Raw genomic sequence first — 23,085 nt, forward strand, 5'->3', positions numbered from 1 at the left:
GCCTTCGTGTGCCAGATCGGCGCCAAGGTGTTCTTGATGTCCTGCTGGTCGAGTTCCTCTACCGGCACGCGACCCAGCTTCGGCAGGACATGCAGTTCCAGCGGAGAGAACCAGCGCCCGGCCTTGCCATCCCCCTTGAGCTGCGCCTTGCGGGCCTCAAAGGCCTCCTCAGCAACCGCAGCCAGCGTGTGGTTCGCCTTCGCCGCCTCACGTCGTCGTCGCTCCCGCTCCTTGATCGGGTCCTTGCCCTGCCGTGTAACCGCTCGCCATTGAGCCGCTGTCTCCCGCGCTTCCTTTAGGCTGACATCCCTCAAGGCCCCAAGGCCCATTTCGCGACGACGGCCGTGCACCGTCACGCGCAGGAACCACTGGGCCCCGCCGTCCTCACGCCTGTGCAGCCAGAGAACACCCCCATCCGAGTACTTGCCAGGCCCGAGGCTCTTCACCTGGGATGCTGAAAGCTTGTTCAATGCACGGGTCATCATAACCACCCCTCAATCCACCCCAACACATGGTAAATGATGGTACAGACTGGAACAATGTGAACAAACGAATTCAATCTAAGTATCTGAATAATATTAACTATTATTACTTCATGAAACACCATGGGACAAGCCTTCAAAGCCCTCCACCCGCACCACGATATCTGATGACAGATCATCTTCGCGGTATCCTGACGCTTCGGCGCAGATACCGGCCGGTCACCGGGTCAGCCCTCGATCGCCACGGGGATGCCCTTTAGGGTCCGGGTTCACATCACCCGCGCCCTGTGCGCGGACGGGCCCTGACCGAGCTTTGGGCGTGGGTGCAAGGGGGCAGGCGGGGTCCGTTGTCCGGCAAACGGGCCTTCGCGGCAGGCAGCTTTCAGGTTTTCTTTCCCTTTTCCGTGATTGGCCCCTTGTAACGGGGCCGACGGATCCCCACCTCTGTCTAGCAAAGCACATTCCTACGATCTTCTGTTTCCTAACGGCCCCAGTTGTTCATACGAAGACACTGGGCCGGGTCATCGCGTTGTGCGGATGGCAATCAAATCAGGAGACATCACGATGGCCAATGGCACCGTGAAATGGTTCAACTCTCAAAAAGGTTTTGGCTTCATCGCCCCGGAGCAGGGATCGAAGGACATCTTCGTTCACGTATCCGCTCTGGAACGCGCGGGGCTCAATCAGCTCGACGATGGTCAGGCTGTGACCTTTGACGTCGAAAGCGGGCGCGATGGTCGCGAATCTGCGACCAATCTTGCGCTGGCATAAGCTGCGTCGGTCCAAACCAAAGGGCGGGAGCAGCCATCGCGTTGCTCTCGTCTCCTCTTTTCAGAGGACACGCCCCTGACAGGGCGGTTCATTCCCGAATTTCAACGAAACGATATCATGATAGAAACCCACTGGGGAGATCCCATCAGACTTGTCCTGTCACCTGAGGGCGGCACGCAAAGAGTCACAACCATCGAGCAGGCCTCCTACTGGCTGCGCAAGAAATGGCCGGTTGCCAATCAGGACAGGGATTTCGCTCTCGCCCAGATTGACGCCGCAATGCATTGCCTGGTTCCGGCTGGGGCAGCCCGCAGGGCGTTCATCTCGGCCGCGCGGACGGCCGGGTTCAAAGCCCACGGCACCGATCTGGCTGCTGCCTGCTGAGGTCGGACGGCATGCCGTTGCGCGAGCGGCAGAGCGGAAACCGCAAACCGGGTGCGCGATGCGTCGGCGGCCCCTCTGTGCCCCTCGGGGCGACCGTTCCGGGCATGTCTGCCAAGGAGGCATCAAGATGACCAGATCCACCAAGACCAGCTTGTTCAAGTCCTCAACGCCCGTCAGGGAAACGCTGATGGACAAGACCACGCGCGTGGTGAAGCAGATCATTGACGAGGAAACCGAACAGCGCAAAGTCAAGACCTCGCGCCTTCGCAAGGCCCGTCTCGAAAAAGAGGAGGGGGCAGCGGTCGAGGCGACCGCGCCCAAGCCTGCCAAAGCGCCGAAAAAGCCCCGGGCCACGGCCGCCAAATAGGCCCGGCCTGCTCAGGTCAACGGATTGCCGGTTGCGTCGCGGTCGGGATTACCAGCGCGGGTCGTCGATTCCACCTGAGAAGCGGCGCGGCATCAGGCCTGCCTGAAACCAGCTGACGAAACTGTAGATCGACCAGACCGGCAGGCCGGTGGCTGCGCGGATATCGGCGGCATAGGGCACCATGTTGGTGCATTCCAGAACGATTCCGCCCACCTCGGGGTGCTGCTGCACCAGCGCGCGCGCGGCGTCGAGCAGGTCGAGCCGACAGGCGTCGAAATCGATCTCTGGCAGGTCGCCCAGGATATCGCGGGTGAAAACGCGCCCGTTTTCGGTGCCCATCACAGGCGTATCCAGCGCCACACCCGCCGCTTTGAGGTGGTCGGGGGTTAGAGTGCCCGCTGAAACGGTCAGGATGCCCACCCGCTTGCCCGGTGGCAGCAGCCGTTCCACCAGTGGCACCTGCATCAGCGAAGACGTGGCCACCGGCACGCCAAGGGCTGCCGCCATGTCACCCTGCAAAAGCGACAGGAACCCGCAATTCGTTGTGATCCCGTCGCAGCCCATGTCGACAAGGTCCTGAGCGGCGTCGATGAAATCCTGCACCCGGTCCAGCGGCGCACCGCGCACGATATTGTCGGGGGTCGCCCCGCGCACCACCCGGAAATGCACCGGAAAGGGCCATGTCAGCGCGTTGCCGATATCGCCGGGGATGCGGGGGAATTGCGTTTCCAGCATCAATATGCCGACGGTTGCCCCGAAAACCGTCTTGCCGCCGCGTGTGGTCATGTCAGCCTGCCTGTACGTAGATATGTGAAAAGGCCTCGCGCACGGCGCGGGTCGCGTCCTCTTTGCGCAAGGAAATATGGGCGCGGAGCGTGGCCAGCGCGCGTCGTTCATCACGCTCGGCCAGCGCATCGAGGAGGGCGCGGTGTGCGGACATGCGGCTCGCTTCGCCGCGTTCCATGTTCAGCCCGATCATCCGCACATAGCGGATGCGCCCATTGATATTGGCCAGCATATTGGCCAGTTCGGCGTTCCGCGACAGTCGCGTCAGGGCCATGTGAAACGCCTCGTCCATCTCCAGCAGGGCGATGCGGTCGGTTGCGGTTTCATAAAGCGGTTCGGTGCGGTCCAGTTCATCCTTGAGGTCGCGGATATCGGCGTCTGATGCGCGGCTGAGCGCCAGACGCATCGCCTCGCATTCGACTGCGGCACGCGCCTCGTAGAGATCGAGGATCCGATCGGGCGTCAGCGAGCGGCAGAAGAAGCCTTGCCCGCCGGTGAAGGTCAGGAAGCCCTCCGACACCAGCCGGTTGAGCGCCTCGCGCAGCGGCGTTCGGCTGACCGACAGGCGCTTTGCCATCTCGCCTTCCTTGATGCGCTCATCGGGCTTGATCTCGAATTCCGCGGCCATGCGTCGGAGCTGGTCGGTCAGGCGGTCGACATTGCTCTCGGATCTGGGGGTGGGGTCTGTCATTTCAGCGGCTCTTTCCGGCGATCTGTCGGCACAGTGATATTTCGGGTTGAGTTTGGCAAGATATTTTGGGCTGTATACAGCATGAAATACGAATCCGGGAGGGTGTGACGGATGACCAACCAGATGAACGGGGCCGAGGCGCTGGTGAAGATGCTGGAGGCGCAGGGGGTGCGGCATGTCTTCGGGCTCTGCGGCGATACGAGCCTGCCGTTTTATGACGCCATGAGGGGCATGGATCACGGCATCACCCATGTGCTGACCCGCGATGAACGGTCGGCGACCTACATGGCCGATGCCTATGCCCGCGTGACGGGGCGCCCCGGTGTCTGCGAGGGGCCGTCTGGCGGCGGTGCGACCTATATCCTGCCGGGTCTGATCGAGGCTTCGGAAAGCAGCTATGCGGTGCTGGCGATCACCTCGGACATTTCGGTGGGGACCTATGGGAAATACCCGCTGACCGAGGTCGATCAGGACGCGCTGATGCGTCCGCTGACCAAGTGGAACACGGTCATCAAGCAGGCGGCCCATATCCCGCGCATGGTGAGGGGTGCCTTCCGGGCGATGACCACGGGCCGCCCCGGCGCGGCGCATCTGGGGCTGCCCTATGACATCCAGTACGACCCGGTGGATCCTGCCGATATCTGGGCCGATCCCGCGACGCATGTCTTCCCCGCCTACCGGCAGGGGCCGGAACCCGGCGCGGCGGAGGCGGCGGTGGAGGCGATCCTTTCGGCGAAACAGCCTTTGATCGTCTGCGGCGGCGGCGTGGTCATCTCCGGCGCGTGGGAGGAGCTGGCGCGGCTGGCGGAGCGGCTCGATATCCCGGTGGCGACGTCGATTTCGGGGCAGGGGAGCCTGGCGGACAGCCATCCGAATATGCTCGGCGTTGTCGGGTCCAATGGCGGCACCGATGAGACATGGGAGGCGATGGAGGCCGCCGATCTTGTGGTGTTCATGGGCATCCGGGCGGGGTCTACGACCACCGCAAGGTGGGAAGCCCCCAAGCCCGGCACGCGCATCGTGCATTTCGACAGCGACCCGATGGTGATCGGCGCGAATTACCCGACCGAGGTGGGGGTCGTGGGCGACCTGCGCCTGTCCCTGGCCGAGGTGAACGCGGTGCTGGACAGGCGCGGTGCGGGTGAGCTGTTTGGCGGGGCGGCGGCGGTAGCTGAGCGCAAGGCGCGCAAGTTCGAGCGCTTCCTGGAGTTGGCCGAAAGCGACGCGGCCCCGATCCGGCCCGAGCGGGTGATCGCGACTTTGAACCGGCTTTTGCCGCCGGATGCCACCATCGTCTCGGACCCGGGCACAAGCTGCCCCTATATGTCTGCCTACTACCAGCAGGATCTGCCGGGGCGTTTCTTCATCACCAACCGGGCGCATGGGGCGCTTGGCTATTCTTTGTCCGCGTCTTTGGGGGCGTGGTACGGGCGGCCCGCGTCCAAGATTGTGGCGCTGATGGGGGACGGGTCTTTCGGCTTCACGGCGGGCGAGCTGGAAACCGTGACGCGCCACCGGGCGCCGATCACCTTCGTGGTCTTCTCGAACGCCAATTTCGGATGGATCAAGGCCAGCCAGATGGCCGACAAGGGCGCGCGCTATTACAATGTCGATTTCGACCGGGTGGACCATGCGGCAGTGGCAGCGGCCTATGGAGTGAAATCCTGGCGGGTGGAAGACCCTGCCGAGCTTGACAAGGTGATGGCCGAGGCGATTGCCCATGACGGACCGACGCTTGTCGACGTGGTGGTGCAACCCCTGGAGGAGGCCGCCGCGCCTGTCAGAAGGTGGATGGGTTGAACCGGGCGGGGGGAAGCGGCTTGCAAGCCGCTTGAAAGGGCCTTGCAAGGCCCTTCCCCCGCGCTTGGGTCAGCGGTTTGGGACAGGGCTGCAATCGTAGGGTTTCAGCTCTTCCAGTAGGAGGGCCAGAAACTCCTGACCGACGGCGGACATGGGCCGGGTGCGCGAGGTGATCACCGCCATATCCATCAGGATCCGGGGCCGGAAGGGCCGTGTGATAAAGCCGCCTTCGAAATCGAAATGCAGCGCGAACGGGTCCAGCACCGCCACGCCCATCCCTTCCTTGACGAAGCTCAACAGGTTCTTGAACAGGTGTGAATGGACCCGTGTGCGCAGCGGGATGCCTGCATTGTGAAACGCTTCCCTCGTGCGCCTGTGGGTCATGTGTTCGGGCCCCATGACGATGAAGGGCGTGCCGTCGAGCAATTCCGGCGTCAGCACCTCGTGTCGGGCCAGCGGGCTGTCTTCGGGCAGGGCCAGCAGGGTTTCGATCTGCAGGGGATGCACATTCAGCGCGTCATGCAGCAGCGGCAATTCGCAGATCCCGATCTCGAACAGGCCCGATTGCACCCATTCCTGGATCTTCACGGAATATTGCGACTGGAAGGAAATCGACATGTCGGGCCGGTCCTTGGCGAAGCGGGCAATGAGCCGGGGCATGAAGCCGAAAGACATGGAATGCTGCGAGGCGACCTGAAGCTGCCCGGCCTGCTTGTTCTGCAGATCCACAACCGCCTGGCTGACATGGTCGAGCCCGCGCACCACGGTGTCGACCTCCTGATAGAGCACTTCCGCTTCGGGCGTCGGCACCAGACGGCCGCGGACCCGTTCGAACAGCTTGAACCGGGTCTGGCGTTCCAGCTGCGACAGCAGGTTCGAAATGCCCGGCTGCGAGATGCCAAGCTGATCGGCGGCGGCGGTGACGGTGCCGGTCTCGACAATGGCGTGAAAGGCCTGAAGCTGGCGGAAGCGGAGGGACATGGCGCACTACATCACTTTTTATGATGAACAACTGATAAATGAGTATTTGAAATGATGGAAGAGGGGCGGCAGGGTGATCCGAGGGAAAATGGGGACAGCATGTCAGCCTGGGACCAGACGATCACGGGGATGGATCTGTGGCATCTTGCGCTGCCGGTGAACGCGCGGCGCGATCATGGCATCGGCTCGGTTGAGCATGCGGTCGACATCGTCGTTTTGCGCCTGAGCACCGAGGCCGGGCTGGAAGGCTGGGGCGAGGCGAGCCCCTGGGTTGTCTTTACCGGGTCTGCCGAGGCGACCTATGCGGCGCTGGACCGCTATTTCCGGCCCCTTGTCGTGGGACGCAAACTGTCGGACCGGGCGCGGATCATGGCCGATGCGCAATACGCCGTGGCCCATTGCACAGAGGCCAAGGCGGCGCTGGAAACGGCGCTGCTCGACCTTTTGGGCAAGGCGGCGGGCCTGCCGGTGTCGGAGCTGCTTGGCGGCACCTATCGCGCGCGCATTCCGCTGTCCTGTTCCATCGCCGACCCCGATTTCGACCGCGATCTTGTGCTGATGGACCGGCTGCGCGCCGATGGGGTGCGGATCATCAAGCTGAAGACCGGCTTCAAGGATCATGCCTTCGACATGATGCGGCTGGAGCGGTTGCGCGCCGATTACCCGGAATTCGATATCCGCGTGGATTACAATCAGGGGCTGCACCACGACATCGCCATGGCCTGTGTGCGGGACGTGGCGACGTTCCGGCCCACTTTCATTGAACAGCCCGTCAAGGCGCATCTGCGGGATCTGATGGCGCGGATCAGTGGCGAGATCGACGTGCCCCTGCTGGCCGATGAGAGCATCTTCGGGCCGGAGGACATGGCGCTCGGCCTGTCCATGGGGATCGCCGATGGCGTCTCGATCAAGATCATGAAATCGGGCGGGTTGACGCGCGCGCAGACCGTGGCGCGGATGGCGGCGGCCTCTGGCCTGTCGGCCTATGGCGGCGACATGTTTGAAGCCGGGATCGCGCATCTGGCGGGGTCTCACATGATCGCGGCCACGCCGGAAATCACCCTTGGCTGCGAGTTCTATCAAGCGAGCTATTTCCTCGTGGAGGACGTGCTGACGAGCCCCTTCCCGGTCGAAAATGGTGAGGTGGTGCTGCCGACCGGACCGGGCCTCGGCATCGATCCTAACCCGGATGTGTTGGAGAAATACCGGCGGAGGGCAGGGGGATGAGCCTAGTAGGTCGTCGCGGCGCGGGCCGCTTGGTCATATTGCCCGGACATGAGGCGCAGAAGCGTACTCAGCCGCGAAATCTGCTCGGGCTCGAACCCAAGCTCATGCACCGCGCGCAACAGCAGCGCCTCGCGGATATCCCGGTAGCGGTCGCAGGCCGCCGCGCCGGCCTCGGTTGCCGTCACGGTCTTTTCCTTGCCCTGCCGGCCCTCGCGCACCAGCCCCGCCTTGGCGAGCTTCTTGATCGCGTAGTTGACCGTGTGGGTGTCTTCGATGCCAAGGCCAAGGCAGAGATCGGCCAGCGTCTTGGCGCGGCCCCGATGGTAGACGGAATGCATCACCTGCACCTCCAGCGCCGACATGTCCGGGTGCCCGGACGCCGCCATCGCGCGCATCATCCAGCGTTGAAAGGCGTTGTTGGCGAGCGTCAGCCCATATTCGAATTCCGAGATTTGCGGGAAGCTGCCATCGGCGAGATGGGCAGAGGAGACAACGGGGCCAGGATCGGTGCGTGACATGACTTCAGACTGCCTCATTCCGATAAAATGTCAACAAAATGTTGACGTATTGTCGATTAGTGGCAAAGCTTACCTTAGGGAATCGCCTGAATTCGGCGAACTCGCCCGCAACTGGATCGGAGGATGTCGCTCATGAGCGGCCGCATAGTCGTCATTGGCGCAGGAATTGTCGGGGTGTCCGCCGCGATCTGGCTGCGCCGCGCCGGGCGCGAGGTGATGCTGGTGGATCGGGGCGATCCGGGGCAGGGGACCTCTTACGGCAATGCCGGGGTTCTGGCCTCCTGCGCCATCGTGCCGGTGACCACGCCGGGGCTGATCCGCAAGGGGCCGGGCTATGTAATGGACCCGAACTTCCCGCTGTTCCTGCGCTGGTCCTACGTGCCGCGGATGATCCCCTGGCTGGTGAAATATCTGGGCCATGCCAATGACCGCGACACGCGGCGCATTGCCGAAGGGATCAACGGCGTCATCGGCGACAGCGTCGATCAGCATATGGCGTTGTCGCGTGGAACGCAGGCCGAGGAATGGGTGGTAGAGAGCGATTACACCTTTGCCTATGCCGACCGCGCGGCGTTCGAGAAGGACAGCTATGTCTGGACCCTGCGCCGGGATGGCGGCTTCGTGCCCGAGTTGATCGAAGGCGCGGCGGTGCATGAGTATCAGGACTGCTTATCCGACAAGGTCGGTTGCCTCGCAGTCATGAAGAACCACGGCTTCATCCGCGATCCGGGCGGCTATGTGGCGGCGCTGGCCGAGGAGTTCAAGGCGCTTGGAGGCACCTTCCGCAAGGCCGATGTCAAGGATTTCACCCTGACGGATGGCAAGGTCAGCGCGGTGCAGACCACAGAAGGTGAGATTGCCTGCGATCAGGTGGTGCTGACCACGGGTGTCTGGTCGAAACCCCTGATGAAGAAGCTCGGCATCACCGTGCCGATTGAAACCGAACGCGGCTATCACATCGTGTTCGAAAACGCGACGGGCGGGCCGACGGTGCCGGTGATGGTCGCCAGCGGAAAATTTGTCGCCACGCCGATGGCTCAGGGCGTAAGATGCGCAGGCGTGGTGGAGTTCGGCGGGCTGGAGGCGGGGCCATCGAAAGCACCGTTCGAGCTGCTGAGACGGCAGGTGGCAGAGACCTTCCCACGGCTCAAGGCCACGGACGAGATCGAGTGGCAGGGCCACCGCCCGGCTCCGACGGACAGCCTGCCGCTGATCGGCGAGGTCCGGGGGACCGGCGTGTTCGCGGGCTTCGGCCACCACCATATCGGCCTGACGGGCGGGCCGAAAACCGGGCGTTGGCTGGCGCAGATGATGACCGGCCAGCGGCCCAACACCGATATGACGCCTTACGACCCACAACGGTTCGCAGGGTGACCCGAGATAACAAGACCAAGAATGCAGCAACCAACAAGGAGACTGACATGAAGACCTTCAAACTGACCCTCGCCGCTGCGGCGACCGTGCTGGCAGGACCGGCGCTGGCCGATACCTGGGATATGCCGATGGCCTATTCCGGGTCGAACTTCCATTCCGTGACCGGCGCGGAGTTTGCCCAGTGCGTGACCACCGGCACCGGCGGCGAGATCGAGATCGTGACCCATCCGGGCGGCTCTCTGTTCGCTGGGGCTGACATCAAGCGCGCCGTTCAGACCGGGCAGGTGCCGATCGGTGAGCGTCTGCTCTCGGGCCACCAGAACGAAAACGCGCTCTTTGGCGTCGACTCGATCCCCTTCCTCGTGTCGTCCTTCGAAGAGCATGACGTGCTGTGGGAAATCGCAGAGCCCTATATCACCGACCTTCTGGCGGAACAGAACCTCGTGCTGCTCTATTCCGTGCCGTGGCCGCCGCAGGGGCTCTACTTCAACCAGGAAGTGAACTCGGTCGCCGACATGGAAGGCATCCGCTTCCGGTCCTATTCCAACGCCACGAACCGTCTGGCGGAACTGACCGGCATGCTGCCGGTGACCATCGAAGCGGCTGAAATCAGCCAGGCCTTTGCCACCGGCGTGGCCTCGTCGATGGTGTCCTCGGGCGCCACCGGCTATGACCGCCGCGTTTGGGAAAGCCTGAGCCACTTCTACGAAGTCGACGCATGGCTGCCGCGCAACTACGTCTTCGTGAATGCCGATGTCTGGTCCGATACGTCGGAAGCCAACCAGAACATCGTGCGGGCCTGTGCGGGTATGGCGGAATACGCCGGCACCTGGCGTGCTCGGGAATACACCGGCTTCACCATGGCAGGGCTTGCCGCTGGCGGCATGACCGTTCAGCGTGCGGGCGATCAGCTGGTGGCAGACCTGCGTGAAATCGGTGCCGTGATGACCGAGGAATGGCTGGCAGATGCCGGTGAAGAGGGTCAGGCGATCGTTGATGCCTATCGCGCGGCGATGGCTGCGCAGCAGTAACGCGATCTCTCCTGCCCCGGGGCGCACCGGTCTTGTCCCGTGCCCCGGGGCCCCTTTCCCTTCCGCAAAGAGGCTGATCCATGACCGGAACTCTCGGAATGTTGCGTTGGCTGCTGGACGGGCTTTACAGGATTGCCGGTGTTCTGGCCGCCCTGTGCCTTGTCACCATCCTTCTGCTGATCGTCGCCCAGATGGTGGCCCGCTGGACGGGCGAGCTGTTTCCCGGCGCGCCCAATTACGCGGGCTATGTCATGGCCGCCGCAAGCTTCCTGGCCTTTGCCAGCGCCCTCAATGGCGGCGCGCATATTCGCGTGTCAATCCTGTTGAACGCCGTGCCGGAACGCATCAAGTGGCTGCTGGAAATCTGGTGTTTCGGGGTGGCCACGGCCATATCCGCCTATTTCGTCTTCTATGCTTACTGGTTCGTCTACTGGTCGTGGAAATTCAACGAGGTCAGTCAGGCGCAGGACGCTACGCCCCTGTGGATCCCGCAATCCGTCATGGTGATCGGCGGGGGCATTCTGACCATCGCCTTCCTCGACAACCTGATTTCGGTCCTCTTCAAGGGGCAGAGCCGGTTGGGTAGCAACATCGTCGATCAAAGCTTCGGGGAGTGATGACATGACCGAACTTCTTGCCATCATCATCTTCCTCGCGGTTCTCTTCTTCCTGCTTGGCACCGGTGTCTGGGTCGGGATCGCCCTGATGGGCGTGGCCTGGGTGGGGATGGAGCTGTTCACATCGCGCCCCGTGGGTGACACGATGATCACCACGATCTGGGCCTCGTCGTCCAGCTGGACCATCACCGCCTTGCCGCTCTTCATCTGGATGGGCGAAATCCTCTACCGAACGCGGCTGTCAGAGGACATGTTCCGCGGGCTGTCGCCCTGGCTGGCGCGGCTGCCGGGAGGACTGGTGCATACCAATATCGTGGGCTGCACGGTCTTCGCAGCGGTCTCTGGCTCGTCTGCCGCGACCCTGACCACCGTCGGCAAGATGTCGATCCCGGAACTGCGGGCGCGCAAATATCCCGAACATATCGTCATCGGCACGCTTGCGGGCGCAGCGACGCTCGGCCTGATGATCCCGCCCTCGCTGGCGCTGATCGTCTATGGCGTCGCGGTGAACCAGTCGATCACCGAGCTCTTTTTCGCCGGTGTCTTCCCCGGCCTCGTGCTGGCGCTAATGTTCATGGGCTACGTGGCCGTCTATTCCTTCATGTCGAAGGGCTGGCAGCCGACGATGGAAACGGCCATGAGCTTTGCGGAAAAGGTCCGCAACTCCCGCTTCCTGATCCCGGTCATGCTGCTGATCTTCGTCGTGATCGGGTCGATGTATACCGGCACCGCCACCGCGACAGAGGCCGCCGCCATCGGCGTGATCGGGTCACTGGCGCTGGCGGCCAGCCAGCGGTCCCTGACCTGGGACAGCTTCCGCGAAAGCCTGATGGGGGCCACGCGCACCTCTGCGATGATCATGCTGATCCTTGCTGGGGCGGCGTTCCTGAAGCTCTCCATGGGCTTTACCGGGCTGCCGCGTGCGCTGGCCGATGGTATCGCGGCGATGGAGCTGAGCCGGTTCGAACTGCTGATGATGTTGCTGGTCTTCTACATCATCCTTGGCATGTTCCTTGACGGGATCTCATCCGTGGTGCTGACCATGGCGGTTGTGGAACCCATGGTGCTGGAGGCCGGGATCGACCTGATCTGGTTCGGCATCTTCGTCATCGTTGTTGTCGAGATGGCCCAGATCACGCCGCCCATTGGTTTCAACCTCTTCGTGCTGCAAGGCATGACGGGCCATGAGATGAGCTATATCGCCAAGGCCGCGCTGCCGATGTTCGCGATCATGGTCGTGATGTGCTTCGTGCTGATCTGGTTCCCGGAGCTGGCGCTGTGGCTGCCGGAATCGATGCGATCGGTTCCACAGTGATGAGTACAATCTGGCGGGCGCTGGAGATTTGCGCCCGCCACGGCCGCCTCGTCCTTGTGGCGGGGCTGATTGCCGGGATTTCCCTTCCCGATCTGGCGCAGGCCATGCGGCCCCATCTTCCGTGGATGGTGGCCGTTTTGCTGTTCTTCTCGGCCTTCCGCATCGGCCCGTCAGAGACGCTTGGCCAGTTGACACGACTTTGGCGGCCCCTGCGCGACGTGGTGGCGCTGCAACTGCTGATGCCGGTTCTGGGTTTTGCGGTGTTCACGCTGGCGGGGGTCATCGACACGGTGCCCGCGCTGGCGGTGATGCTGATGCTGTCGGCCCCCTCCATCACCGGGGCGCCCAATTTCGTGGTGCTGGCGGGCAAAGACCCGGCTCCGGCGATGCAGATCCTGATCTTCGGCACGGCGCTTTTCCCGCTGACCGTGTTGCCGGTCCTGTGGCTGATGCAGGGCGCGATGCCCGGCGCAGCGGACGTTCTGGCCGCTGCCGGGCGGCTGGTGCTGGTGGTGGCGCTGGCGGTCGCCCTTGGCTTTGGCGCGCGGGTATTGCTCCTGCCGCGCCCCGATGCGACGCAGACCCGTCAGCTGGACGGGGTGGGCGTGATCCTGCTGGCCATCATCGTCATCGGGCTGATGGCAGGGGTCGCGCCGCTGATCGCCACCGGCTGGCAGGCGGTCGGCTTCTGGCTGGCCGTGGTCTTCGCCGCCAATTTCGGGCTGCAACTGGCTGTATTCCTTGCCCTGCGCGCCCGCACGTCGCAGGAGGTGGCGCTGTCGATCATCGCGGGCAACCGCAACGTGGCGCTGTTCCTCGTGGCACTGCCAGCGGCGACGGTTGACGCGCTTCTGCCCTTTATCGCCTGCTATCAGTTCCCGATGTACCTGACACCGCTTTTGCTCGGATGGCTGCACAAGCGGTCATGAGCCGAGCGCAACACGCGGCGTGACCTTGCGCGCGTTCTCTGCCAAGCTTGCGTATCATTGGAAAGGGACAGTGGATGACGCGCATGGAACGGACAGTTGCGGGGCTCTTGTGTCTGGCCATGGCTGGCTGCGCTGCTGCGCCCATGCCGCCCGATGCGACGCGGGCCGACCCGTCACGGATCGTTGCCGGATGCTGTCAGGGAGCGGGGCCATACCCGGACTGGATGATCGCGCTGGCCGATGCCAATGTCGGGACGCTGCGCCAGCTTGGACTGATCCAGTTCCGGCCCGGCCGCATGACCGCGCAGCCAGAGGCCACGGCGTTGCTGCAAGACGCTCTGCGTCCGATGGATCTGGTGTTCTTCCATTCCGACAACCGGGTTTCGGGCCTGCTGATTCCCGGTCAGTTCACCCATGGTGCGACCTATATCGGAACCGAGCCGCAACTGCGCGCGGCCGGTCTGTGGCATCTGCCGGGGCTGGTGCCGTTTCACGATCAGATCAGGGCAGGGAACCTCTATCTGGAGGCGGTGGACGGAGGCGTTCGGTTGGCCCCCGCCGAGGTGGTGCTGGATACCGATGCGGTGGTGGCCCTGCGCCCGCGCGCAGGCGACCGGGCCCGGGCCTTGGCGCGCGGCATGGCACAGATGGGCACGCCGTTTGACATGCGCTTCGACGCGGGCGACCCGTCAGAGCTGTTCTGCGCCGAGTTGATCGCGCTGATGTTTGCCGAGGCTGATCTGCCCCGCACCCCGGTTCCGGGGCGCGAGACGATCCTGATCGACGCGATTGTGGCGGGCGCACTGACAGGCGATCTGCCCTTCGATCTGGTGGGCTATGTCGAGGCAACGCCGGGTGGCGGATCTCGCGTCGCGTCGGTTCAGGATCTGGCCTGGGATCTGCGGCAGAACTGGCCACAGTGACGCGCGCTTACAGATCGACCTCGATGGCAACACCCTTTTCGACCGCCAGATCGACCAGAGCGGCGGACACCGCCAGATCCTGAAGCCCGACACCGGTGCCGTCAAACAGCGTGATTTCCTCCGCCGAGCGGCGTCCCGGATGGCTGCCATTGATCACCGCGCCGATCTGGGAAACATCGGCTTCCGTGATCAGCCCCGCGGCAATCGCGTGCTGGCATTCCCCGATGGAGATCGACTGCGCCACTTCATCCGTGAACAGCGTGGCGCGCGCGACCAGGTCGGCGCTGGCTTCCTGTTTGCCCTTCGTATCGGTGCCCATGCATGCAATATGCGTGCCGGGACTGACATGGTGGTCCAGCAGGATCGGGGCGAAGCTGGAGGTGATCGTGATGATCACGTCGGCCTCAACCAGCCCGTCAAGCTCGACCGACTCGAAGGGCAGACCCGCCTCGGCGGCAACCGCTTCCAGATTGGACAGCATCTCGGGGTGATAGTTCCAGCCGATCACCTTCTCGAACGGACGCTGCTCCAGCGCGGCGCGCAGCTGGAAGCTGGCCTGATGGCCAGCGCCGACCATGCCCATCACGCGGGCATCCTTGCGGGCCAGATGGTTGATCGACACCGAGGACGCGGCAGCGGTGCGCAACGCGGTGGAGTAGTTGCCGCCCACCATGGCGCGCACCATGCCGGTATCGGGATCGAACAGAAAAACGGTGGACTGATGGTTGATGATGCCGTGCGTGTCGAGATTGTGGGGCCAGTAGCCCCCGGCCTTGAGGCCAAGCGATCCACCAACGCGGTCAAAGCCGCCCTTGAAGCCGTAAAGCGCGTCTTCATGGCCGATGGCTTCGCGGATGACGGGGAAGTTGTAGGCATCGCCCGACGCCATGGCGGCAAAGACGTTTTCGACCGCCCTGTAAGAGGCGTCGCGCGTCAGCAGGGCGGGGATTGCGCGTTCTGGAACGATGATCATGGCGGGCGCTTTCTCGGGAATGGGGGGGGCGGGGCCGGTCGGGCCGGTCCCGTTTATGTCAGAGTGGGCAGAGCTCAGAACGCCTTGCCACGGGCGGAGACGGGCCAGAGCGCCTCGACCTTGCCGTTCCGAACGCCCACATACCAATCATGGACATTGCAGGTCGGGTCGCAATGGCCCGGCACCAGCCGCAGCTTGTCGTTGACCTTCAGCACGCCATGGGGGTCGCTGACAACGCCATGTTCATCGGAGCATTTGATGTATTCCACGTCGTCACGTCCGAAGACGACCGGCAGCCCGCTATCGACCGATTGCGCCTTGAGGCCCGCGTCCACAATCGCCTTGTCGGCCTTTGCGTGGCTCATGACAGAGGTCAGGATGAACAGCGCGTTTTCCCATTCGCCCCGGTCGATGCGCTGGCCGTTTTCATCGAGGATACGGCCATAATCGGCATCCATGAAGGCGTAAGACCCGCATTGCAGCTCATTATACACCCCTGAATTGCTTTCGAAATAATAAGATCCGGTGCCGCCACCAGAGACCAGCTCCGGCGCCAGCCCATTGGCCTTCAACCCCTGCACGGCGTCCTCGACCATGGCGATGGCGGCATCCAGCTTCGCCTTGCGGTCTTCAAACTTGTCCATGTGCTGCATCGCACCCTGATAGGCCTGAATGCCGGTGAATTTCAGCCCCGGCGCGGCGTCAACGGCCTTGGCGATGGCCACCACATCGGTGGTGGTCGTCACGCCGCAGCGCCCGGCGCCGCAGTCGATCTCGACGAAGACCTCCAACTCGGTGCCGTGCTTTTCCGCAGCCGCCGACAGCTCCGCCACATTGTCCAGATCGTCCACGCAAACGATGATCCGGCTGCCCAGTTTCGGCAGCCGCGCCAGACGGTCGATCTTGGCCGGGTGGCGCACCTGATTGGACACCAGCACATCCTTGATGCCACCGCGCACGAACACCTCGGCCTCGCTGACCTTCTGACAGCAAACGCCAACCGCGCCGCCCAGGCTTTCCTGCAGCTTCTGCACATCCACGGATTTGTGCATCTTGCCATGGCTGCGATGGCGCATGCCGTGGGCCTTGGCGTAGTCGCCCATCTTCTTCACGTTGCGTTCCAGCGCGTCGAGATCGAGGATCAGGCACGGCGTCTGGATATCGGCCTCGCTCATGCCGATGGCGGCGGGGATGTCGTAGCCGACCTCATACTGGTCGAGGGAAACGGGTTTGTTCATGGTGCTCACTCCTTAGCCCCTGATCCAGGGCAGCTTGTCCAGATCGACGTTGCCGCCGGTGATGATGACACCGACGCGCTTGCTGGCATAGATGTCTCGGTTTTTCAGAATCGTGGCCAGCGGCACGGCGCTGGAGGGTTCCATCACCACGCGCAGCGCCTTCCAGGTCAGTTTCATCGCGTCGATGATTTCCTGCTCGGATGCAGTCTGCACATCGGTCACGAAGCGGGACACGAAATGCCAGGTGTTTTCCTTCAGCGGCACTTTCAGCCCGTCGGCGATGGTCTCGGGTGCGTCATCGGCGATGATATGACCAGCGCGGAAACTGCGGGCGGCGTCGTCGGCCTGCTCGGGTTCCGCCGCAAAGATCGCCGTTTCGGGCGCGAGGTTTGACAGCGTCAAGCAGGTACCCGAGATCATGCCGCCACCGCCAATCGGGGCTACAACAGCGTCAAGCCCGCCGGTCTGCTCCAACAGTTCCGCCGAACAGGTCGCCTGACCCGCAATCACGCGCGGGTCGTTATAGGGATGGACGAACTCGCCCCCGGTCCGCGCCTGAACCTCGGCGAAGACCGCCTCTCGGCTGCTGGTCGAGGGCTCGCATTCTGTGATGATGCCGCCATAACGGCGTACGGCGTCTTTCTTGGCCTGCGGCGCGGTGCGTGGCATCACCACGTTGCAGGGAATGCCCCGACGCCCGGCCGCATAAGACAGCGACAAAGCGTGGTTGCCGGAACTGTGGGTGCAGACCCCGGCCTCGGCCATGTCCTCAGACAGGCCAAAGACCGCGTTGCAGGCCCCGCGCACCTTGAAGGCCCCGGCCTCCTGCAGGTTCTCGCATTTGAAGAACAGCTCTGCCCCTGTCAGCTCGTTCAGATACTCCGACTGCAAGACGGGTGTGCGGCGGATATGCGGCCTGATCCGCTCATGTGCGGCGCGCATGTCGTCGATGGTCAGGGTGTCAACGGCTGTGGTTGCGTCCAGCATCTCGGGCCTCCTCATGCTGCCGATTTCAGGGCGTCGGCGCGGCTGGCGCGGAAATACTCCTGCGCTGCCGCAACGCCTGACCCGAGCGTGATCGGATAGTCCAGATCCGCCATGGCCATCTCGATCGTCGCCAGCCCCGACAGCACCATGACATCGGTCAGGCTGCCCAAATGGCCGATGCGGAAGGCCTTGCCGTTCATCTGCCCCAGCCCGATGCCGAAGCTGACACCATAGGCGTTGAAGGCATGGTCGGTCAGGGCGTTGCTGTCGAACCCGTCGGGCACATAGATCGCACTGACCGTGTCGGAATAGAGGTCGGGCGACTGCGCGACCAGCTTCAACCCCCAGGCATCGACGGCCCGGCGCACGCCCTCTGCCAGCCGGTGGTGGCGGGCATAGACATTGTCCAACCCTTCCTCGAACAACATCTTCAGGCTTTCGCGCAGCCCGTAGATCAGTTGCAGCGGCGGGGTGTAGGGGAAGCCGCCAGAGGCATTGGCCTTCATCATGTCGCGGAAGTCGAAGAAGGTGCGGGGCAGGGTGGCCGTGTCCATCGCTGCCAGCGCCTTGGGGCTGACGCAGAGGATCGCCATGCCGGTGGCCAGCATGAAGCCCTTCTGAGACCCGGAGACCGCGATATCCACGCCCCAGGCGTCGAATTCGAAGGGCATGGAGGCCAGAGAACTGACGCAATCGACGAAGAGCATTGCGGGATGGCCCGCCGCATCCATCGCCCGGCGCAGGGCGGCAATGTCGGAGACGACGCCGGTTGCAGTCTCGTTATGGGTGACCAGAACGGCCTTGATCTTGTGGGCGCTGTCGGCACTCAACGCCGCCTCGAACGCATCGGCGGGCGCCCCTGCGCCCCAATCGCACTCGATCACCTGCACCTCCAGCCCGTGGCGTTGACACAGGTCGATCCAGCGATGGCTGAACATGCCGTAGCGCGCCACCAGAACCCGGTCGCCGGGCGACAGCGTGTTGGTGACGGACGCTTCCCATCCACCGGTGCCACTGGCGGGGAAGGTGATGATTGTGCCCTCCGTGCTGCCAAAGACGCGCTTCGTGTCCTCCAGCACCGGGGCGAAGGTCTCCACGAAGTCGGGCGCGCGGTGGTCTTGCGTCTGCACATGCATCGCAAGGCGCAGCCGGTCGGGCATGTTGGTGGGGCCGGGAATGAAGATCGGGTTCTGGGTCGACATGGGGGTATCCTCCGCTATGGCCACAGGATCGGGCAGGGCGTGCGGTTTTGCAATTTTCTCAGAAAAGGTTTTTGAACGGGACAGGTGTTCATCAAACCATTTGTATTACATGGAAAAATATTTAGTATAAGAAATGGAAAATAATTCCATAATGAGGAAGGGCGGTGCGCCAGACGTGCGTATCACCCGGATTCGCACCCCAGAAAGGCCCTCCTATGGCAGATCAGAAACGCGCCCGCGGGCGGCCCAAATCGCAGTTCAAGGAAAGTTCCGCCAGTACGCTCAATTCGCTCGATCGGGCGCTTGGCCTGCTCACCACGCTGGCGCAGGCGGAACGGGCGACGCTGACCGATCTGGCGCTGTCGGCGGGCGTGCCCACGGCCACGACGCACCGCATCCTTACCACCCTGCAAAAGCGCGGCTTCGTCAGTTTCGACGAGGACCGTCAGGACTGGATGATTGGGCTGGAGGCCTATCGCACCGGCGTCTCCTACCTGTCCCGCAACGGCATCGTGGAGGCGGGGCAGGTGATCCTGCCGCAGCTCATGCGCGAAACGGCAGAGACCGCGAACCTTGCCGTGCCGGACGGGGCCGAGGTGGTCTTTGTTGGACAGGTGGAAACCAAGAACCCGGTGCGCGCCTTCTTCCCGCCCGGCGCGCGCACGCCGATGCATGCCTCGGGCACCGGCAAGGCGATTCTGGCGGCGATGGCGGAGGATCAGGCGCAGAAGCTGTTGCAGGGAGCGGGGTTGCAGCGGTTCACCGACAATACGCTGGCGACCCCCGCCGCCCTGTTCGAAGACCTTGCCCTGACCCGCGCGCGTGGCTTTTCCTTCGACCGGGAGGAACGGTTCGAGGGCATGTCCTGCGTGGGCGCTGCGATCTACGATGAAAATGGGCTGCCCTGCGCGGGCGTGTCCGTCTCTGGCCCCGATGCGCGGTTCGATGCGGGCAGCGTGGCAGGGTTCGGCACCGCCGTCGCCCGCGCGGCGCGCGAGATCACCCGGATCAGTGGCGGGCGCATGCCCGGCTGATCACTTGGTGAGCAGCAGCTTGCCCGCCCGCGTCAGGCGCAGGGTATAGACCTGATCCTCCAACGCGATATAGGCGACCCGGCTGTCGCCAAGCAGGTCCCCGGCGCTGTGGACCGGGGCGGATTGGGTCAGGCTTTGGGGCAGGGGGATCTGGGCGGTCATCTTGGGGCACTCCTGTTTCCGGGCAGCTCGTCTGCTGCGTCTGTCGCGGGTCTTGTTGGCGTCAGTGGCTGCGGGAGGCTGGCTGGTGACGGGCTTAATCTGATTAAAAGAGTTGGGTATGTCAAGCCCGAGGCGGCACCCGGAAAAACAGGAATGCGCGGGATTCCCGGCCATTCGGGCCATCCGCCCCGGCTTTGGGCTTGCATGCCCGCCCCCGCCACCCTAGAAGGCCACAGATTTTCTTATCCCGTCGCGTCCCCATGGATGCCACGGGCCCGGCGAACGAGGAAAAACATGCAGGTCAACGAGACCCTGAACGAAGGGCTGAAGCGCGGTTACGAGATCACGATCACCGGGGCCGAGCTGGAAGCCAAAGTAACCGAAAAGCTGGAAGAGGCCCGCCCCGAAGTGGCGATGAAGGGCTTCCGCAAGGGCAAGGTGCCGATGGCGCTGCTGAAAAAGCAGTTTGGCCCCCGCATCATGGGCGAAGCCATGCAGGAATCCGTTGATGGCGCCATGCAGGCCCATCTGGAAGAATCCGGCGACCGCCCGGCGATGCAGCCCGAGGTGAAGATGGTCAATGAGGACTGGAAAGAGGGCGACGATGTTGTCGTCTCCATGTCCTATGAAAAGCTGCCCGAGATCCCGGAAGTCGACTACAAGGCGCTGAGCCTTGAGAAACTGGTCGTCGCGCCCGCCGAAGAGGACGTGCAGGACGCACTGAAGAACCTGGCCGAATCCGCGCAGAACTTCGCCACCAAGAAGGGCAAGGCCGCGGATGGCGATCAGGTCGTGATCGACTTCGTCGGCAAGGTCGACGGCGAAGCTTTTGAAGGCGGCTCCGCCGAGGATTACCCGCTGGTTCTGGGCTCCAACAGCTTCATCCCCGGTTTCGAGGAACAGCTGGTTGGCGTGAAGGCCGGTGAAGAGAAGGCCGTCGAGGTGTCCTTCCCCGAGGAATACGGCGCCGAGCATCTGGCCGGCAAGGCCGCTGTCTTCGACTGCACCGTCAAGGAAGTGAAAAAGCCCGTCGCCGCCGAGATCGACGATGAACTGGCGCAGAAATACGGTGCCGAAGACCTCGCCGCGCTGAAGGGCCAGATCGAGGAACGTCTGAAGGCTGAATATGCCGGGGCTGCCCGCGCCGTCATGAAGCGCAAGCTTCTCGATCAGCTGGATCAGGCCGTGAAGTTCGACCTGCCGCCCTCTCTGGTCGAGGCCGAAGCCAAGCAGATCGCGCATCAGCTGTGGCACGAGGAAAACCCGGACGTTCAGGGCCATGATCACCCCGAGATCGAGCCGACTGACGAACATAACGGTCTGGCCGAGCGCCGTGTGCGCCTTGGCCTGCTGCTGGCCGAGCTGGGTCAGAAGAACGAAGTTCAGGTTTCTGACGCCGAGATGACCCAGGCGATCATGAATCAGGCGCGTCAATATCCGGGCCAGGAACGTCAGTTCTTCGAGTTCATCCAGCAAAACCAGGCCGCTCAGCAGCAGCTGCGCGCTCCGCTCTTCGAAGACAAGGTCGTCGATTTCGTCTTCGAAATGTCCTCCGTGACCGAAAAAGAAGTCACCAAGGACGAGCTTCAGGCGGCTGTCGAGGCGCTGGACGAAGAATAAGCCCGATCCGCATCGGAACGGAACAGGGGCCGCGCATCTGCGCGGCCCCTTTTTTCGTTGTCGATTCTGTCGTCTGGATGCCAAACCAGGAAACAATGTTTTTGCCATTTGGTCCGAGTTTTCATTAGCTAAGTCGTGCGAAACGGGGTTATGCTTTGAACGAACGACAGCGTTGTGCCATGATGGTGACGATTTTATTGAACCTTTAGCGCTGCTTGCAGCACCTACACGCAGATGGGCACTGGTCCCGTCATGTGTTGGATCGCGGATCTGGCCCGCCATAGGCTGATCCGGTTTCCTTGCGGAAGTGGCTGCTTTGGCGCCAGGTTGCTGTAGGGAAAACAATGGGAGGGAATGGACATGCGATCGGATGATCCGATGAACATGATCCTGAGAACACGATGCTCTGCCCTTGCTGCAGGATTGTCCTCCCTTGCCCATACACTCGCAGCGTTCGCCCTTCTCGCCATGCGGCCAGAAGGCGAACCTGTTCCGATTCCCGTGGCTCGGGCCGTTCCTCCCGCAAGGAGACAGGGATGACCCGCCGCGCGCATATCGACTTCACGAATGACAGGGGGCGCAATCTGCACACCTCCTGTTTGACGGCCCCGCCGCATCAGGCAGGGTCGAGCCGGTCGGAAACGATCATGAGCGACCGGCGCTTTGGGACATATTCCATTCATGATCACCCCCTCGTATCTTTGGAGGATTACCCGTGAGATACCTAGCAACGGCCGCATTCGGCCTCATCGCCATGACGACGGCGGCGGCAGCCTGTCCGACATATAGTCAGACCGGCGCCAGCTATACCTATACCGGAGATCAGCTCTACACGCCGCAAAGCTTCGGCGTTGTGGCCGGTGGACAGAACAACATCGCCAACTGTGGCTTGCCGGGCGTGAGCCGCACCGGTTGGGTCACCAGCGCCCCCGATTTCAGCTTCTACCTGTCGGGCATGGATCAGTATTACCTTGTGGCCGATGTGGTCAGCCAGTGTGATGCCGTCCTGCTGGTGAACACCGCGAACACCACCTGGATGTTCGACGACGATTCCAACGGCAACCTGGACCCGCGCCTGGAAATCCGCGGCGCCAACAACCTCAATGGTCGTCTTGACGTCTGGGTGGGTACCTATAACGGCACCTATTGCGACGCGACGCTGAACATGGAAACTTGGTACGCGCAGGCTCCGGCGCCTGCTCCGGCCCCCGGTGGTGGTGGCTTCCAGCCCGCACCGACCCCGGCCCCGGCACCGGCCCCCGCGCCAGCCCCGACGCCCGCACCGGCCCCGCAGCCCGCTGGCGGATGCCCGACCTGGGCGCAGCCCGGCCAGATGGTCTACGTCACCGGTCAGCAGCTCTACAGCCCGACCAGCTACAACGTGCAGGCCGGTGGCAACACGAACATCTCGTCCTGTGGCGTCGGTGGTCGTGGCTATGCCTATCCGACCCCGCATTATTCCTACATGCTGTCGGGAATGGAGGGCTATGGCCGTCTGGAAATCGAAGTGACCAGCGCATCCTGTGACACCACGCTTCTGGTGAACACGCCGGATACCACCTGGTATTTCGACGATGACAGCCGGGGCAACCTGCAGCCGCTGCTGAACATCCCGTCTTCGGCCTCGCTGAACGGTCGTCTGGACCTGTGGGTGGGCACCTATAACGGCACGT

General features: G+C 63.2%; 25 protein-coding genes. 15 read left to right on the forward strand and 10 right to left on the reverse strand.

Going from position 1 to position 23,085, the window contains the following annotated elements; translation table 11 throughout:
- Window positions 1-482: DUF4102 domain-containing protein (locus tag EP237_RS21840; RefSeq protein ID WP_164744798.1), on the reverse strand; the 482-nt coding region annotated here is incomplete at its 3' end.
- A gap of 564 nt (window positions 483-1,046) precedes the next feature.
- On the opposite strand from EP237_RS21840, the gene EP237_RS21845 reads away from it, so the two are divergent.
- The 3 genes from EP237_RS21845 to EP237_RS21855 all read left to right on the forward strand — a co-directional run bounded on the left by EP237_RS21845 (window position 1,047) and on the right by EP237_RS21855 (window position 2,004).
- Window positions 1,047-1,253: a cold-shock protein gene (locus EP237_RS21845; protein ID WP_127562948.1), complete on the forward strand. Its 207-nt coding sequence runs from the start codon at window positions 1,047-1,049 to the stop codon at window positions 1,251-1,253.
- Between the two features lie 117 nt (window positions 1,254-1,370).
- On the forward strand, window positions 1,371-1,637 hold the full coding sequence (locus EP237_RS21850) for a DUF982 domain-containing protein (RefSeq protein WP_127562949.1): 267 nt from the start codon (window positions 1,371-1,373) through the stop codon (window positions 1,635-1,637).
- Between the two features lie 187 nt (window positions 1,638-1,824).
- Window positions 1,825-2,004 (forward strand): hypothetical protein, encoded by a 180-nt coding sequence (locus EP237_RS21855; protein ID WP_127562950.1) that lies wholly within the window; start codon window positions 1,825-1,827, stop codon window positions 2,002-2,004.
- A gap of 48 nt (window positions 2,005-2,052) precedes the next feature.
- On the opposite strand, the gene EP237_RS21860 is transcribed toward EP237_RS21855, so the two are convergent.
- Window positions 2,053-2,790 (reverse strand): aspartate/glutamate racemase family protein, encoded by a 738-nt coding sequence (locus EP237_RS21860; RefSeq protein ID WP_127562951.1) that lies wholly within the window; start codon window positions 2,788-2,790, stop codon window positions 2,053-2,055.
- Window position 2,791: 1 nt separating this feature from the next.
- Window positions 2,792-3,481 (reverse strand): GntR family transcriptional regulator, encoded by a 690-nt coding sequence (locus tag EP237_RS21865; RefSeq protein ID WP_127562952.1) that lies wholly within the window; start codon window positions 3,479-3,481, stop codon window positions 2,792-2,794.
- A 111-nt stretch (window positions 3,482-3,592) separates the two neighbouring features.
- On the opposite strand from EP237_RS21865, the gene EP237_RS21870 reads away from it, so the two are divergent.
- Window positions 3,593-5,281, forward strand: coding sequence for a thiamine pyrophosphate-binding protein (locus EP237_RS21870; RefSeq protein ID WP_127562953.1), 1,689 nt, complete (start codon window positions 3,593-3,595; stop codon window positions 5,279-5,281).
- 69 nt (window positions 5,282-5,350) lie between these two features.
- Here the strand turns inward: EP237_RS21870 and EP237_RS21875 are convergent, their stop codons facing one another.
- Window positions 5,351-6,262 carry a LysR family transcriptional regulator gene (locus tag EP237_RS21875; protein ID WP_127562954.1) on the reverse strand — a complete coding sequence of 304 codons (912 nt, stop codon included), beginning with the start codon at window positions 6,260-6,262 and terminating at the stop codon, window positions 5,351-5,353.
- Between the two features lie 99 nt (window positions 6,263-6,361).
- Here EP237_RS21875 and EP237_RS21880 point away from each other — a divergent pair, with 99 nt between their 5' ends.
- Window positions 6,362-7,489 carry an enolase C-terminal domain-like protein gene (locus EP237_RS21880; RefSeq protein WP_127562955.1) on the forward strand — a complete coding sequence of 376 codons (1,128 nt, stop codon included), beginning with the start codon at window positions 6,362-6,364 and terminating at the stop codon, window positions 7,487-7,489.
- A 2-nt stretch (window positions 7,490-7,491) separates the two neighbouring features.
- Here EP237_RS21880 and EP237_RS21885 read toward each other — a convergent pair whose 3' ends face one another.
- Complete coding sequence (locus EP237_RS21885) at window positions 7,492-8,025, reverse strand: winged helix DNA-binding protein (protein ID WP_240661730.1); 534 nt, start codon at window positions 8,023-8,025, stop codon at window positions 7,492-7,494.
- Window positions 8,026-8,139: 114 nt separating this feature from the next.
- Here EP237_RS21885 and EP237_RS21890 point away from each other — a divergent pair, with 114 nt between their 5' ends.
- The 6 genes from EP237_RS21890 (at window position 8,140) to EP237_RS21915 (ending at window position 14,196) form a co-directional block, all read left to right on the forward strand.
- Window positions 8,140-9,381, forward strand: coding sequence for an NAD(P)/FAD-dependent oxidoreductase (locus EP237_RS21890; protein WP_127562957.1), 1,242 nt, complete (start codon window positions 8,140-8,142; stop codon window positions 9,379-9,381).
- A 47-nt stretch (window positions 9,382-9,428) separates the two neighbouring features.
- Window positions 9,429-10,412: a TRAP transporter substrate-binding protein gene (locus tag EP237_RS21895; RefSeq protein ID WP_127562958.1), complete on the forward strand. Its 984-nt coding sequence runs from the start codon at window positions 9,429-9,431 to the stop codon at window positions 10,410-10,412.
- Between the two features lie 80 nt (window positions 10,413-10,492).
- The gene (locus EP237_RS21900) at window positions 10,493-11,029 is read left to right on the forward strand and encodes a TRAP transporter small permease (RefSeq protein ID WP_206052341.1); all 537 of its coding nucleotides are present in this window, start codon (window positions 10,493-10,495) and stop codon (window positions 11,027-11,029) included.
- Window positions 11,030-11,033: 4 nt separating this feature from the next.
- Window positions 11,034-12,344 carry a TRAP transporter large permease gene (locus tag EP237_RS21905; protein WP_127562959.1) on the forward strand — a complete coding sequence of 437 codons (1,311 nt, stop codon included), beginning with the start codon at window positions 11,034-11,036 and terminating at the stop codon, window positions 12,342-12,344.
- Window positions 12,344-13,273, forward strand: coding sequence for a hypothetical protein (locus EP237_RS21910; protein ID WP_127562960.1), 930 nt, complete (start codon window positions 12,344-12,346; stop codon window positions 13,271-13,273). The genes EP237_RS21905 and EP237_RS21910 overlap by 1 nt, the downstream gene beginning before the upstream one ends.
- Window positions 13,274-13,356: 83 nt before the next feature.
- Entirely contained in the window at window positions 13,357-14,196 is an 840-nt protein-coding gene (locus EP237_RS21915) for a YiiX/YebB-like N1pC/P60 family cysteine hydrolase (protein ID WP_164744799.1), read from the forward strand.
- A gap of 7 nt (window positions 14,197-14,203) precedes the next feature.
- Here the strand turns inward: EP237_RS21915 and bhcD are convergent, their stop codons facing one another.
- The 4 genes from bhcD to bhcA all read right to left on the reverse strand — a co-directional run bounded on the left by bhcD (window position 14,204) and on the right by bhcA (window position 18,596).
- Window positions 14,204-15,169 (reverse strand): iminosuccinate reductase BhcD, encoded by a 966-nt coding sequence (gene bhcD, locus EP237_RS21920; protein WP_127562962.1) that lies wholly within the window; start codon window positions 15,167-15,169, stop codon window positions 14,204-14,206.
- A 74-nt stretch (window positions 15,170-15,243) separates the two neighbouring features.
- Entirely contained in the window at window positions 15,244-16,407 is a 1,164-nt protein-coding gene (gene bhcC, locus EP237_RS21925) for a 3-hydroxy-D-aspartate aldolase BhcC (protein ID WP_127562963.1), read from the reverse strand.
- Between the two features lie 12 nt (window positions 16,408-16,419).
- Entirely contained in the window at window positions 16,420-17,394 is a 975-nt protein-coding gene (gene bhcB / locus EP237_RS21930) for a beta-hydroxyaspartate dehydratase BhcB (protein WP_127562964.1), read from the reverse strand.
- Window positions 17,395-17,405: 11 nt separating this feature from the next.
- Window positions 17,406-18,596 (reverse strand): L-aspartate--glyoxylate aminotransferase BhcA, encoded by a 1,191-nt coding sequence (gene bhcA, locus EP237_RS21935; protein WP_127562965.1) that lies wholly within the window; start codon window positions 18,594-18,596, stop codon window positions 17,406-17,408.
- Between the two features lie 215 nt (window positions 18,597-18,811).
- Here bhcA and EP237_RS21940 point away from each other — a divergent pair, with 215 nt between their 5' ends.
- Window positions 18,812-19,630, forward strand: coding sequence for an IclR family transcriptional regulator (locus EP237_RS21940; protein ID WP_127562966.1), 819 nt, complete (start codon window positions 18,812-18,814; stop codon window positions 19,628-19,630).
- Here EP237_RS21940 and hemP read toward each other — a convergent pair whose 3' ends face one another.
- Entirely contained in the window at window positions 19,631-19,792 is a 162-nt protein-coding gene (gene hemP / locus EP237_RS21945; protein ID WP_127562967.1) for a hemin uptake protein HemP, read from the reverse strand.
- A 294-nt stretch (window positions 19,793-20,086) separates the two neighbouring features.
- On the opposite strand from hemP, the gene tig reads away from it, so the two are divergent.
- From tig to EP237_RS23370, 3 genes are all read left to right on the forward strand, one after another.
- Entirely contained in the window at window positions 20,087-21,412 is a 1,326-nt protein-coding gene (gene tig, locus EP237_RS21950; RefSeq protein WP_127562968.1) for a trigger factor, read from the forward strand.
- A gap of 536 nt (window positions 21,413-21,948) precedes the next feature.
- Window positions 21,949-22,131, forward strand: coding sequence for a hypothetical protein (locus EP237_RS21955; RefSeq protein WP_127562969.1), 183 nt, complete (start codon window positions 21,949-21,951; stop codon window positions 22,129-22,131).
- Window positions 22,128-23,085: hypothetical protein (locus tag EP237_RS23370; RefSeq protein ID WP_206052342.1), on the forward strand; the 958-nt coding region annotated here is incomplete at its 3' end. The genes EP237_RS21955 and EP237_RS23370, both read left to right, overlap by 4 nt.

Source organism: Nioella ostreopsis (assembly GCF_004000255.1).
Classification (GTDB): domain Bacteria; phylum Pseudomonadota; class Alphaproteobacteria; order Rhodobacterales; family Rhodobacteraceae; genus Nioella; species Nioella ostreopsis.